Source organism: Polaribacter sp. HaHaR_3_91 (assembly GCF_019278525.1).
Lineage (GTDB): Bacteria > Bacteroidota > Bacteroidia > Flavobacteriales > Flavobacteriaceae > Polaribacter.
Window position 1 is genome coordinate 3440207 of the sequence record NZ_CP058986.1, and the last position, 14662, is coordinate 3454868.

At 32.0% G+C, this 14662-nt stretch carries 9 protein-coding genes; all 9 read right to left on the reverse strand.

Features of this window, described 5'->3' with window-relative positions:
- Positions 1 to 11: 11 nt before the first annotated feature.
- Positions 12 to 1565 carry an arylsulfatase gene (locus H0I27_RS14435; protein WP_218731319.1) on the reverse strand — a complete coding sequence of 518 codons (1554 nt, stop codon included), beginning with the start codon at positions 1563 to 1565 and terminating at the stop codon, positions 12 to 14.
- Positions 1566 to 1758: 193 nt separating this feature from the next.
- Positions 1759 to 2898, reverse strand: a complete 1140-nt coding sequence (locus tag H0I27_RS14440; RefSeq protein WP_218731320.1) for an alpha/beta hydrolase fold domain-containing protein — start codon at positions 2896 to 2898, stop codon at positions 1759 to 1761.
- 15 nt (positions 2899 to 2913) lie between these two features.
- Positions 2914 to 4410, reverse strand: coding sequence for a sulfatase-like hydrolase/transferase (locus H0I27_RS14445; RefSeq protein ID WP_218731321.1), 1497 nt, complete (start codon positions 4408 to 4410; stop codon positions 2914 to 2916).
- 32 nt (positions 4411 to 4442) lie between these two features.
- Positions 4443 to 6050: an arylsulfatase gene (locus H0I27_RS14450; protein WP_218731322.1), complete on the reverse strand. Its 1608-nt coding sequence runs from the start codon at positions 6048 to 6050 to the stop codon at positions 4443 to 4445.
- Between the two features lie 13 nt (positions 6051 to 6063).
- Complete coding sequence (locus tag H0I27_RS14455; RefSeq protein WP_218731323.1) at positions 6064 to 7944, reverse strand: alpha-L-fucosidase; 1881 nt, start codon at positions 7942 to 7944, stop codon at positions 6064 to 6066.
- 12 nt (positions 7945 to 7956) lie between these two features.
- Positions 7957 to 9435 carry an arylsulfatase gene (locus H0I27_RS14460; RefSeq protein WP_218731324.1) on the reverse strand — a complete coding sequence of 493 codons (1479 nt, stop codon included), beginning with the start codon at positions 9433 to 9435 and terminating at the stop codon, positions 7957 to 7959.
- 101 nt (positions 9436 to 9536) lie between these two features.
- Positions 9537 to 11474, reverse strand: coding sequence for a sulfatase (locus tag H0I27_RS14465; protein WP_218731325.1), 1938 nt, complete (start codon positions 11472 to 11474; stop codon positions 9537 to 9539).
- Positions 11475 to 11500: 26 nt separating this feature from the next.
- Positions 11501 to 13420: a sulfatase gene (locus tag H0I27_RS14470; RefSeq protein ID WP_218731326.1), complete on the reverse strand. Its 1920-nt coding sequence runs from the start codon at positions 13418 to 13420 to the stop codon at positions 11501 to 11503.
- A gap of 39 nt (positions 13421 to 13459) precedes the next feature.
- Complete coding sequence (locus tag H0I27_RS14475; RefSeq protein WP_218731327.1) at positions 13460 to 14653, reverse strand: putative glycoside hydrolase; 1194 nt, start codon at positions 14651 to 14653, stop codon at positions 13460 to 13462.
- Positions 14654 to 14662 lie beyond the last annotated feature (9 nt).

The window sequence follows — 14662 nt, forward strand, 5'->3', positions numbered from 1 at the left end:
TTTAGATAAAATTATTTTTTAGCCTTCTTCTTTTTATTTTTTGCTTTCTTACTCCTACTAACAGTTCTTTTTTTCCATAAAATTATATTATCAATATCATTTTGAGAAAACTCCCCCGTTGTACTTCTTCCATTTTTAATATCATTTTCTAAAAGCTGTAATAGCTTTTCAGCAATTTCTGGACGCTCTAAATATAAGTTAGTTGTTTCGGCTGCATCGTTTTCCATATCATATAACTGAGCAATAGGCATATTATCTAATGTAGTATCATCTTCTTGTGGTGAACTCCACCCCCCTGACCCTCTAGATAATAACAATTTCCATTTTCCTTGTCTATACCCAAAATGTCCAGAAATTGAATGATGGATTACACCATCTCTCGTGCTATTGATAGCTTCTCCATTTAGTGCTGGTAAAAAACTTACACTATCTTCTCCACTTTTGCTCGGCATAGCAACATCTGTTATCTCCGAAAATGTAGCAAACATATCTGTTAAACAGATTAAATCATTATTTACAGAACCGGCTTCTACTTGTCCAGGCCATCTTACAATAAAAGGCACACGATGTCCACCATCCCATAAATCAGATTTTGAACCACGATATCCCGCACTTACTATATGTCCTTTTTTAGCAAGTCCTTTTATATTTGCTGCTTTAGAAGTACCATTATCACTACTAAAAATTACCAATGTATTTTCAGACAATCCATTATCTTTTAGTGCTTTTGTAATAGCGCCTACTGTTGCATCTGTTTGCATTACAAAATCTGCATAATTCCCAAGTCCACTTTTACCTTGCCATTCTATTGAAGGTACAATTGGCGTGTGTGGCGAACCTAAAGGTACATATAGAAAAAATGGTTTTCCATCTTTATTTTTTGCTTGATTATTAATGTATTCTACAGATTTTGCTGTTAAACGAGGCAGCATATTAATTTCATCTTCATGAAGAATTACTTTGTTGTTTTCTAGAACTGCTTTCATACTACCTGCATGATGAAAACCATGATAATAATCAAATCCTCTATTAATAGGTCCATCTGGTATTGTAGCACCCACAGGTGGTAAGTTTCTTCCTTTTTTTCTTATTATTTCTTTCGAAATAGAATCTACATATTGAAAGTTTAAATGCCATTTACCTATGATTGCAGTGTTATAACCTTGATTACCAAGAAAATTTGCAACCGTTGGACGATCTTCTTTAATTAAATCTGGAGCAAAACCAGATACCACTCCACTCTGCAATTTTGTACGCCAGCTATAACGCCCTGTCATAATTCCATAACGTGTAGGTGTACAAACAGAAGACCCTGAGTGAGCATCCGTAAAAACCATCCCTTCTTGGGTTAGTTTATCAACATGAGGTGTTTTAATTTTACTTGTTTCTGGAGCTAAACTTTGTATTTCTCCATAACCTAAATCATCACATAATATAAATACGATGTTTGGTTTATTTGATTTGTTTTGTGCAATTGCTGATTTATTTTGTGCACATGAGGACAAAACAGATACCAACGTTACTAAAAAAACTAATTTTACATTAAAAAAACTAAATTTATTCATGATTATTTTACTTTATGTTATACTTTTTAAATAGTTATACTTATGAACAGACTAAACTACTAACGTTAATAGTATTTTAAGAATGCATACACAATCGTGTCATTTATCATAATGTTTACAAGTCTATAAACAAATTTAAAGCTAAACTAAAAACAATAGTTTCTCTAATCAATCGTTTATTTGCTTTAATTAATTATAAATGAGAAACAAAATAATCAATAGTACTTTGTTCAATATTTCCTCTATTAGGATTAATATCCGCACCAACTTTTCGCCAATTATGTCCTGCATTTTTCACAATTAATGTGGTTACAGGTGCTCCAAACTCATTCGCTTTTTCTGCCATATAATAAGCGTGTTTTACTGGAATGGTAGTGTCTTTGTCTCCTTGAATCATTAATAACGGAGCACTGTTTTTATGTAAATAATTAATCGGACTCATTTCCTTATAGAGCAATAATTTGTCTTTCGGTTTGGTATCTGGTTTTGTTATTCTTGCACCAAATCTATCTTTAAAATTTGGGCTATCATCATGATTGAATAAACTAATATCTTCAAAATCGCAAGGCCCATACCAAGAAACTCCTGCAACCATTTTATAAGTATATTTTTCTAATGATTTTGCTCCTTTTAAACTTTCAGGAGCACTTAGTAATAACATTTGTGCTATTTGACCACCTGCAGAATCTCCAAATGAGAAAAAACGATTGGCATCAATTCCTAGTTCTTTGTTATGTTTAGACAAATAACGCATAGCATCTTTACTATCTATTACACAATCTCTCATGGTAGTATTTCCGCCATTTTTCCAAAGTCTATAACTTACAGAAACCACACAAAATCCTTTTTCTAAAAGTGCTGTATGTACGGTTTTAAAAGAAGCATTCGCTGCTCCGTGTCTGCTGCCTGCTGCCCATCCACCTCCATGTGTGTATATCACTACAGGTAATTTCTCTCCTTCTTTTAACGTTTTAGGATAATAAATATCTAAATATAAATCCTCTTCTTTGGTAACTTTGTACAGAACATTTAACTTTCTTTTTCCCTCTGTCTTCAAATACGGAACTTGCTTTTTAGTCGAAAATTCTTCAAAGCTAATTAGGGCATCTTCGTTACTGTCTAATAATTTATTTAAATGTTTCCAGATGCGTTTGTTATCCTCCTCCGTAAATTTACCGTCTTTGTTTTCATCTAACCTTTCCCAAGTTTTGTTAATGTAAACTTCGCGATACGCTCCGTTAGATTGATCTTCTGTTTGCGCAATTCCTTTTAAAAAAGGAAATGTGATACATAGAATTACTAATGAAAAATTAAATTTTCTAGATTGTGTCATAACTCTGCTGTCTTCCTATTTATTACTATACCCTTGTTTTTGATACTTTTCTAAAAGACTACTTAATTCTGCAACTACTTTTGGATTTTCTTTATACAAATTGTTTTTTTCTTCTGGATCATTAATTATATCATATAAAGTTCCTGTAGCTTCATTGGGTTTTGCTTCTACATTTTTTGGTTTTGTAAAACCACCTGAACCTAATTCTGGAGTATATTTCCATTTTCCTTTTCTGATAGAAAACATACCGTACATAGAATGATGTACTACAGCCTCTCTAATGGGTGTTTTTACATTAGAAGTATAAGCAGGCCACATGTTGTAACTATCATCAGCGCCTTTTTCTACTTTTGGTTGATTTAAAATACCTGATAAAGTTGCAAATAAATCGGTTGTACACATTAATTGATTAGATTCCAATCCTGCAGGAATTACACCTGGCCATTTTGCAATATAAGGCACTCTATGACCGCCTTCATAAATATCTGCTTTTTGACCTTTGTAAATATAATTTGCACGATGAGCAAATTTTTCTTTATCTCTTTCTGTCCAATTAGATCCGTTATCAGAAGTAACAATAATTAATGTATTTTCTAATTGACCAGATTTTTCTAACGCAGTAACAACTGCACCTACAGCATCATCTACCATAGTAACATAATCACCATAATCTCCTGCTTTAGATTTACCAACAGCATCACCTACCGGCAACCAAGGAGTATGAGGTGCTGTTAACGCAAAATAAAGAAAGAAAGGTGAATCTGTTTTTTTTTGATCATCAATAAAAGAAACCGATTTTTTTGTAAAATTATCTAATACTTGATCAAAAACAAAACTAGGTGCTTTTTCTCCTGGTCTCCAACTAAGACCTCTACCTTTTCTTTTCTCTGTTGTATATTCTGTAGGTAATTCTACAGCTTTTCCATTTTCGATATAAAGATAAGGAGGGATGTCTAAAGAAGCAGGAATAATGTATGAATAATCAAACCCTAAATAACTTGGATCTTTTATTCTTTTCGAAAAATCTACATTACTCAATCCATCTTTAGCTTTTATAGATTTGTCTCCATCTTTTGGTTGTAGACCTAAACCGATATGCCATTTTCCAATACAAGCGGTTGTATAACCATTGCTTTTAAGATAAGAGGCAACAGTGGGTCTACTTTCTTCAATTAAAGCTGGTTTATAACCATTTAAAACCCCTTTTTTTAAGGAGCTTCTCCAAGCATAACGTCCTGTAATTATTCCATATCTAGTTGGTGTACAAACCGAAGAATTTGTATGCGCATCTGTAAAATGAACGCCCTCTTTTAATATTTTATCCATATGAGGTGTTTGAATTCCTGACTCTGAATTTAAAGAGGAAAGGTCTCCATACCCCATATCATCTGCTAAAATATAAACAATATTAGGAGCGGTGTTTTTAACAATAGTATCTTGTTTTTTGATTGAAGCATGAGACTTACAAGAGATTGCTAAAACTAATATGAAAAGAAATTTTAATGTTTTCATTTGTGTTTTTATTTTAGTATTTAGAAGTGAATTTATTTTTTAAATGCAAAATTTGCTTGAGGCCACTCCCCTGTAATAGCATCGTTATCTTGTTTTTTTCCGGGAGTACTTCTTCCGTTTCTAATTTGTTGGCTTAATAGCTCTTTTAATTCTTTTACCTTTTCAGGGAATTGACCTGCAACGTTATTTCTTTCTTTGATATCTGTTTTTAAATTATACAGAATCTCATCTGCTAAAATATCTTTATGTTTTTTAGTTTCACCTGAAGCCGAAATTCCAGAATTTGGCGATACAATTAATTTCCAATCCCCTTTTCTGATGGCAAAAACGCCATATTTATCATGATGTATGGTTGCATCTCTTAGGTAATCTCCTTCATTGGTTAATAAAGGCAACATACTGTAGCTATCTTCTGCTTCATTATCTTTAAAATCATAGTTAATAATATCTGCACAAGTTGCCATAAAATCTGTAGTACAAATGGTTGCATCAGAAACCGAGTTGGGTTTAATTTTTCCTGGCCATTTTACTAAAAACGGAACTCTATGACCACCTTCTAAAAAGCTTCCTTTGTAACCGCTGTAAATATAACTAGGACTGTGTTTTTGCTGTTTTAAAGTTTTTAAATCATTGGTGGTAGCATAACCATTATCACTTGTAAAAATGACTATTGTATTTTCGTCTATTCCTTGTTCTTTTAATGTTTTAAAGATAGTACCCATTAAATCATCAATCATAATTACAAAATCTGCATAAGGACTGCCAATTTCACTTTGTCCTTTCCAAGGAGCAATTGGTAACACAGGATTATGTGGAGAAGGCAATGGAATGTACATAAAAAAAGGTTTTTCTTTATTGGCATTCTCTTTAATAAATGAAATTGATTTATTTACAACGTTGGGAAGTACTTCTTCATGTTTAAAATCATCAGCAACATCTCCTTTTATCCAACTGCTAAAAGGATATTTTTTTCTGCTTCTCTCTGTTATTTTTGTAGGAATCATGGTTGCCTTATTGTTTTCTATATACACAAAAGGAGGCATGTTCAAGGAGGCTGAAATCATATAAGAATAATCAAATCCCATATCATTAGGTCCAAATTTTAAAGGTTTACTATAATCAATATTTTTGAAATTTAAACGCTCAGATTTGTCTGAAAAATGATCAAACTCTGGACTGTCATTTTTCATAGACCAATTTAAACCTAAATGCCATTTTCCTATACTTGCTGTTTTATAGCCATTATCTTTTAGTAATTGAGCAACTGTTAATCGTTCTTTCTTTATTAAAGATGGTGAGTTTCCCCAAGTTACAAATTCTTTTAAAGGTGTTCGCCAATTGTATCGTCCTGTTAAAATACCATATCTGGTTGGCGTACACACAGCAGAAGAGGTATGTGCATCTGTAAATTGCATACCTTCTTTACCCATTTTATCTAAATTGGGCGTTTGTATTTTACTTTTTTCATTATAAAGGCTAACATCACCAATACCTAAATCATCAGCTAAAATGTAGATAATGTTTGGTTTTTTTTGATCTTCCTTTTTTGATGTCTGGCTACTAGCACAATTTGTAGTAATTAGTAATACTGTTAAAAGTAGAAATCGTATTTGAAAAATTTGAGTCAATATACTTTTCATGATGTAATTTAGTTTAATTATTTTTTAAAGTAACTTCTATAACATAACCAAGCGCATTTTTTGGTAATCCGATTACAGTAGTTTTTAATCCGTTTTTATTTTGATTCCATTTAAGGGTTTTGCCGCTTCCTAATAACTTTACTTGTTCAATATCTCCTTCACCTTTTCTCAGCGATTTTATAAGAATATCTCCCTCTGTATTCGTTAAAGAAATAGCATATACTTTATTTTCTTTTGTTGTAAACCAAAAATCTTTGGAAGTAAATTTTCTTTCAAAGCCTTTAGCAGCTCTATGACCTGTACCATCTAAAAGTGTTTCTTCTTGACCTTCATTGGGTGTTTTCCAACGAGATGTTCCATAAACAGCATCTGCATTTAGATGAATCCATTTACCCATTTCACGTAAATTTTGGGCGCTTGTTTCTGGTACATTTCCTTTTCCATCTGGTCCAATATTTAATAAGTAATTTCCTCCTTTTGATAAAATATCAACAAAGTAGTATAACAATTCTTTTGGGCTTTTCCAGTCTTTATCGTAAGATTTGTAACCCCAAGAATTATTTGTTGTTCCACAAGTTTCCCAATATTTTTCTAACTTTTCTGATGCAGAAGGAATCTTATTATCTCCAGCATCTAAATAATCTCCAAACGCATAACCAACTCTTCTGTTTACTACTACATTTGGATTGATATCATAAACCAATTTATAAAACTGAAATGCTTGTTCTTCGGTGATAAAACCAGTTCCATCAAACCATATTAAGCCCAATTCTGGTAATAAATTTAAAAGTTCTTTTACTTGAGGGTATGCTTTGTTTTGAAGATATTCTTTATGCGTATTCTTACTTGGATCCCATAAGTTTTTACCTGTTGGATGTGTGTAAATCCCTAAAGAATCATTTACCTTTTTAACGTTGGCATAATTACCATCAGCACCATCCATCCAATCATTTCCATGTGAATAATAAACGCCAAAATCGATACCTTCTTTTAAACAGGCGTCATACAATTCTTTAACAATATCTGCTTTATATGGAGTTGCATCAACTATATCAAATTCTGAACTTTTTGAATCGAACAAAGCAAAACCATCATGGTGTTTAGAGGTGATAACTATATATTTCATGCCAACATCTTTTGCAAGTTTTGCAACGTTCTGAGCAAATGATTTATCAGGATTAAACGTTTTTGCGAGCTCTTTATATTCTTCTCTTGGTATTTGAAAAGCATACATTAACCATTCTGCAACTTTTGGTCCAGGGTAAGGAGAATGATTTATTTTAGTTCCTTTCCATATTCCACCAATTTCAGAATACAATCCCCAGTGAATAAACATTCCTAACTTTGCTTCTTTAAAACGTTTTAGTGCGTTTTGTTTTTCATCAGAATTGTGCATTGATAACCATTCTTGATGATAGTTGCCAGAACCAATTGGTTTTTTATAATGAGGAATAATTCTTAGCGTTTTAAAATTTGTATCAGTTGTTATTGAAATCTTCTGTTCTCCTGTATTTTTAAATTGAATTTTGCTTTTGAATTCTGAAATTATCTCATTCGAGTTAATTACGTAGTTTTTGGAGAGTGATTCTTCAAACTCTTGTTTATCAATCTTTACTTTTATAGTTTTTTTATCTTCGGAGATTTCTCCACTTGAAACCATTTGAAGCACATATTCAGCAGGATGTTTTACATTAAAGTACCAAGAATATGTAGTTTCTTTTTTTTCCGCATTTGTTTTTTCCAGTACAATCCAATTATTGGTTTGGTCGAATGGTTTTTCAATCGACACAGTAATATCTTCCTTTTTTTTACAGGAAATAGTAACTAAAAACATAGAAAATACAATACTATAGATTCTTAGTTTGGTTTTAAACGGACGCATTATAACATTCATTTTCGTAATTTTTTAATCAACTGTAGGTTTCCATTCTAAAATTCCTTTTTCCTTTAATTGCTTATAATACTTTGCATGAAGCGGTTGCTCTTTTATTCTTTTTCTATTTTCGTTAACCATTAGAGGAATAGAATTACTCCACCATTCATCATAAGGTTGTTTAAAATCCTCTATCACTTCAGGGTTTTCTAATGCAATATTTTTTGTTTCTCCAGGGTCATTGATAACATCATACAATTCTTTATTGTTTACAAAACGCCATTGCTGACTTCTTATAGCCATTTTAGTGTATTTAGCTTCTTCTACTTTTCCTGTTTTCCAGCGTCCACAATGCGTAAACATCAAACGATCTTCCCAATTTGTTACTGTATTTTCTAATAAAGGAATTAGCGATAATCCTTTTAAAGATTGCATGGTTCCTGGCAATTTAGCGCCAGCCAATTCTGTAAAGGTTTTGTATAAATCTATATGTGCTGTAAGTTGGTTGATATCTTTTCCTTCGGATAAAACGCCTTTCCAATAAAAGAAAAGAGGTACGTGATTTCCACCTTCATTAGGCGAGTTTTTTCCACCTTTAAGATTGGCATTAAAATGTTTTACTTTTTTTCCATCTAAAGTTCCTCCTAAATGTGTTGCACCATTATCTGTTGTAAAAATGACTAAAGTATTGTCTAAAACATCCCATTCTTCAAGTTTTTTTAGCAACCTTCCAAAATTATCATCAATATTTTCAATCATTCCATATCTGCCAGCAGTACCTTCATCATAGCCTAATTCTAAGAAACGTTTTTTATAAGATTCAGGAGCAATTAATGGAGCATGAGGTGCATTTAATGATAAATACGTAAAATATGGTTTTTTAGCATCGATTTGTTGTTTTGTCCAAGCCAATCCTGCATCAAAAAACACATCTGTACAAAAACCTTTCGTTTTTACAATCGTTTTATTGTGAAGTAAGACATTGTCAAAATATAAGTTTTCTTTATTCGCAGGGAAATCCCCTAAATTGACTTGACCAATACCTCCAGCACCATGCATCAATACCTCATCAAAACCTCTATTTTGAGGGAGATATTCATCTCCATCTCCTAAATGCCATTTGCCAAAAAGACCTGTTTTATAACCTGCAGATTGCAACGCTTGTGGAAGTGTGTAAACGTCCAAAGCCATTCTTTCACGTTCTAATATTGTATGCGTTACGCCTGCTCTAAATTCATGGTTACCACTCATTAATGCTGCTCTTGTTGGCGCGCAAGTAGGGCTTACATGGTACTCTGTAAAACGTGTTGATTTTTGATAAAAAGCATCAATATTTGGCGTTTTTACAACTTGATTTCCCATACAAGAAAAATCTCCCATACCTTGATCATCTGTCATAACAAAGATGATGTTTGGTCTACTATCTTTCAGTTTTTTAATGTTTTCTTGTGAATACGCTATTTTTGATAAAAACAGGAAACACAAAAAACAAGTAGTAACGATATTTTTCATATTTCCTGTTTTTAGTATTTGGCTTCATGGAATTCTTTTTTCCATAAAAAGAATATTACTCTATGAAAGACCTATTCTATATTTTCACTTCTTTTAGGGGCTTAATTCTTTTTCTTCTTTTTATTTTTCTTCTTCCCTTTTTTTTTCTTTCCTTTTTTAGGAGCCTTTATTAACTCATGAAATTTACTTTTTACCATAAATCTATTTTCATCAATAAAAATAACGCCACATTCATGTACATCTTTTGGTACATTAAAAGTGTATTCTAATTTGTTTTTACTAGCTTCTAAAGGTACTTTTATGTATGTTGTATGTAATTTTTTCTTTCCTGTAGCACTTGGTTTATCAGAAATTTTAATAAGCGCATAACTTTCAATTACATTCGATTTTCCTTTTTCTAATTGAATAGTCACTGTACGAGAATTCGCATCAAAAACATCATTCACAATAACCGGAATAGCGGCTGCATCTTCTTCATTTTTAAATTTAGAAGGGTCTTTATATGGCAGCTTAGCATCGTAATCTTTTAGATACTTTTCTAGTTTAGCAGCTAACTTCTTAACAATTTCAGGAGATTCTGCTGCAATATCATGTTGTTCTTCTAAATCATATCGCTTTCCATCTTTATACAAACGATGCAATATATATTTACCAGAATTAAAGTTTTTATACAATTTATAGTCTCCAGATCTAATAGCCGATTGGTTTTTAACATCGTCTCCATAAGGATAGTGCCACCATAAATCTTCTCTAGGGTTTCCCTTGCTATCTTTTACATCCTTTTCGTTATTTAACAAGACCTTAGAAATATCTAATCCGTCTAAATCATCACTATATTTAGAAGGTATTTCACTATTTGTCAGGTTTAAAATGGTTGGATAGAAGTCTAATTGATTGATTAAAACATCTTTTGTTTTTTCCTTTGGAATACTTGGTCCAGAAATTAGCATTGGTACTCTAATACCACCTTCTTCAGAATATTTTTTACCTTTATCTAAAGGCGCATTGTCAGACATTACTTCTGCCTTACGAGTTTCCGCTCCACCATTATCCGATGAAAAGAAGATATACGTAGTTTCGTATAATTTTTTACCAGGATTTCTAGGGTCATCTGTTTTCTTTAACAAATCTACAACACGCCCTAAACTCCAGTCTAAAGTGGTAACCATAGCTCCAAAATAAGGATTGTTCTGACCTTCTTTAGTCCATTCAGCATCTACTTCTGGAAGCTCTACGCCTAATTTATCACAATAATAGTCTAATAATGCACGGTTTTTTGAGTGAATTGGATAATGCACCATCCAATGTGCTAAATATAAAAAGAAAGGTTCTTCTTTACTTTCGGTAATAAATTTAAGTGCATTTTCTGTAACGGCATCCGTTGGATAAGAAATTCCTTCAGGATTTTCCTTTGTAAAAGGAAAATATTTTTCTTTACTTAAACGGTATGGATCATTAGCGTCATTTGTAGCAAAATTAGTCAAACGAGTATTTGGTTTTTTAGGTCCTGTGTGTGCCCCTCTAGATTCATGTACAAAATCAAAACCTTGATTGGTTGATTTTTGAATTTTAAGTTCTCCTGCATGCCATTTTCCTACATGAGCTGTTTTATAACCATTCATTTTTAAAGCTTCTGCGATGGTAAAGTTTTCTGGCATTAATCCTGATGGAAAATAAGGACTAATATATTTTTCAGCTCTCTGAGCCTTAGGAACTCCTCCTCCACTTACATTGGTGATGCCTGTTTTAGCAGGATGTAATCCGCTTAAAAGTGCAGAACGAGAAGGCGCACAAGTTGGTGCCGGAGAGTATGCGTTGGTAAAATTGATAGCATCTTCCGCTAATTTGGCAATGTTTGGCGTATCCCAAGCACAAGGCGCATCTAAATCATTTAATTGTACGTCTTGCCAACCTAAATCATCCGCATAAAAAATGATGATATTTGGTTTTATTAATTTAGAATTCTTTTGACTATACATTGCATTAGATACAAATAGTGATAAGAACAATAAACCTAAAAGATTTGTTTTGTTTTTCATCGTAAGTATTTTAAATTTTATTTGTTTTAATTATTTCTGTTTTTCTTATTTTTTTTAGATTTTTTTGGTGATTTTAAAGCATGAAATTTACTTTTAACCATAAATCTGTTTTCATCTATAAAAATGATACCCGCTTCTGTTACTCCAACTGGAAGCGTTAAGGTATATTCTGATGTCTTTTTATTAAATTCTCCTTCTAATTTTGTAAAAGGTTCGTGCACTTTTCTTTGTTTTCCATTTTTTGAAACGGCATGTAAATCTTTGTAAGATATCAATCCATAAAACTCAATAACTTTAGAGTTCCCATTTTCTAATGTAACCGTAATTTTACGTGATACAGGATCAAAAGAATCTGATTTAATTTTTGGAATAGCAGCTACATTTTCTGGTTCTCCTTTTATTTTTGAAGGATTTTTATAAGGGAATTTAGCATCGTACTCTTTTAAATACTTTTCTAATCTTGTAGATAAATCTTTAACTATCTCTGGAGACTGTTCTGCAATATCAAATTTCTCTTCTAAATCTGCTCTTTCACCATTTTTGTACAAACGGTATAATTCATAATTACCTTTTACATGGTTTTTATACAATTTATAATCTCCCGCTCTTATTGCAGATTGCATTTGAAATTCACGATTGTGAGGAAAATGCCACCATAAATCTTTTCTTGGTTCTCCATTATTATTCTTGATAACAGTTTCATTATTTAACAAAACTCCAGAAATATCTAATCCATCTAAATCGGAACTGTACTTAGTAGGTATTTTACTATTTGTAAGGTCTAAAATTGTTGGGTAAAAATCTAATTGATTTACCAACCCATCATATACTTTTCCTTTTGGTATACTTGGTCCAGAAATTAGCATTGGTACTCTAATACCTCCTTCTTGAGCATATTTTTTTCCTTCATCTAATGGAAAATTATCTGTAACTATTTCTTTACCTACGTGTTCAACAGCCCCATTATCCGAAGAGAAAAAGATGTATGTAGTTTCGTATAATTTTTTACCAGGATTTCTAGGGTCGTCTGTTTTCTTTAGTAAGTCTACCACACGTCCTAAACTCCAGTCTAAAGTGGTTACCATAGATCCAAAATAAGGATTTGTTTGACCTTCTGTTGTTACAGGGACATCTTTTGTTGGAAAATCAATTCCTAACTTATCACAGTAATATTGTAATAACTCACGGTTTTTAGTGTGAATTGGAGAATGTACCATCCAATGTGCTAAATATAAAAAGAAAGGTTCGTCTTTACTTTCACCAATAAATTTAAGAGCATTTTCAGTAATTTCATCATATGGGTATGAAATTCCTTCCGGAGAATCTTTGGTAAAAGGAGGATATTTTTCATCACTTAAACGGTAAGGATCATTCTTTGCTTTTGTTGCAAATGTATTCAAACGATTGTCTGGTTTTTTAGGTCCTTGATGTGCTCCTCTAGATTCATGAACAAAATCAAAACCTTGGTTTTTTGATTTTTGAGAATCATCATGTCCTGCATGCCATTTTCCAATATGTCCTGTTGTATATCCATTCATTTTTAAAGCTTCCGCAATTGTAAAATGTTTTGGAAACAATCCTCCTTCAAAAAAAGGTGATATATAGTTTGGACTTTGCTCTGCGTTAGGCATTTGCCCCCCAGCAACGTGTGTTACTCCTGTTTTGGTAGGATGTAACCCACTTAAAACAGCACATCTAGATGGTGCACAAGTAGGTGCTGGAGAATATCCGTTTGTAAAGTTTACAGCATCATCAGCTAATTTTGAAATATTAGGCGTTTCCCATGGGCTTGGTTCGTCTAAATTATTTATTTCTGTATCCTGCCAACCTAAATCATCAGCATAAAAAATAATAACATTGGGTTTTATTAAATCCTTTTTTTCTTGACTAATAACATGATTAGAAAAGAACAATAAAATTGCTAGTGATGTTAAAATTGATTTCATTTTTTTTAATTTGTTATATTAATTCTAGGACGTAAAGTTTTATTTATAGTTTAATTTTGATGTTTTATTTTTGATATCTAACCAGACATCTACATGTTCAAATTTTCTGGTATAGATGTAGCCTTCGCGTTTTGCAAAACCCAAAGGTTTTCCTAAAGGCTTTTCATATTGTGGAAATGTTTTTAACCAAACAGCAGATTTTTCAGTTCCATAGCCATCATGCGGATAAACATAACTGTATTTTTCTGCACAAACTAAAAAAATAGCTAATAGATACTCTAAGCGCTTTGAAAAATCTTCATGTTTACTTACTTTTTTTCTAACATCATCAATACCTGCTTCGGCATTTTTTAATCCTTTGCCAATACCAAGAGACATGGCTATTACTTTTCCTTCTCTTGCAGATTTTTGTACAGCTTCTATTCCCTGTGCTAGGTAATCTTCATAAGCCATGCCAAAACTTTCATGCTCAAAACCTTCTATATAAGAGCCGTCAAAGAATTTTAAGTATGCTCTACCCGAATCTTCAAATTCTGGTCGAACACGAAGAATATTTGCTATGAGTAAATTATCATCTCCTAATTGTGATTCTAAATCTGCCATCATTGATAAGTAACCAGATTTAATAGCTTCTTGCTTTTCTTCTCCAACACGACTATTAAAAAAACCAGGAACTAATACTTTTATATTAGCATCTAAAAAAACACCATCAATAAATGGATTTTCAGTAACCTTTTTTACATGATGTAACCAATACTTACGCACGTAATCTTCTGATATGTCAAAGAATCCTGTTTTGCCATTTGGCATTACCGATTTTTGTCCTTTAGCATTGATTAATAAAGCTTCTGGATGTTCGTATAAAAAATTTTCATCTTCAGAATAACCACCCCAATTGATAACTACATTTTTATAATATAATATTTTAGCATTCGGATTGATTTTTTTTACAGCTTTTGCCGCTTTAATAGTTCCTTTTTCTGTAGACCCAAAAGTTTTGCTTCCTGTTGTTTTTTCAAAAGTGATTAATGGAAATTTTGATAAATATTGAATCTCTTTATTAGAAAAAGAAGTTGATTTGCGTAAATGCATATACAATGGCATTTTATCCCAAGAAAATTCTGGCAACTTATTTTTCACCAAATTTATTGCAGAAGTATCTACATTTTGTGTTTTACACGAACCTAAAGTAAGTGTTAAAACAATTAATAAAAATGAAAATTTAGAATCCATTTTTGATAT